Below are 483 nucleotides of genomic sequence, written 5' to 3' on the forward strand. Positions count from 1 at the left end.
GAATACATGAAAGCCAGCATCCGGGCCAAGGTGGAGCACCCATTTCGCATCATCAAGCGACAGTTCGGCTTCGTGAAAGCCAGATACAAGGGGTTGCTGAAAAACGATAACCAACTGGCGATGTTATTCACCCTGGCCAATCTGTTTCGGGCGGACCAAATGATACGTCAGTGGGAGAGATCTCACTAAAAACTGGGAATAACGCCTTAAATGGCGAAGAAACGGTCTAAATAGGCTGATTCAAGGCATTTACGGGAGAAAAAATCGGCTCAAACATGAAGAAATGAAATGACTGAGTCAGCCGAGAAGAATTTCCCCGCTTATTCGCACCTTCCCTAGCAAAAACACCTTTTAAATTTTCCGCCCTACAGGGCGAATATAACCACATCTTAACTGAGGTTACATTTCTGTTTTCTGTTTTCTGTTTTCTGTTTTCTGTTTTCTGTTTTCTGTTTTCTGTTTTCTGTTTTCTGTTTTCTGTTT

General features: G+C 42.9%; 2 protein-coding genes. One reads left to right on the forward strand and one right to left on the reverse strand.

Annotation, left to right across the window (positions count from 1 at the left end; genetic code table 11):
- Nucleotides 1-189: transposase (locus BSP75_RS16995; protein ID WP_148140753.1), on the forward strand; the 189-nt coding region annotated here is incomplete at its 5' end.
- 37 nt (nucleotides 190-226) lie between these two features.
- On the opposite strand, the gene BSP75_RS21930 is transcribed toward BSP75_RS16995, so the two are convergent.
- Nucleotides 227-483, reverse strand: a 257-nt coding sequence (locus tag BSP75_RS21930; protein ID WP_216219190.1) for a hypothetical protein, incomplete at its 5' end; no start/stop codon positions are given.

This window comes from Aeromonas sp. YN13HZO-058, from assembly GCF_001921245.1.
In the GTDB taxonomy this organism is placed as follows: Bacteria; Pseudomonadota; Gammaproteobacteria; order Enterobacterales; family Aeromonadaceae; genus Aeromonas; species Aeromonas allosaccharophila.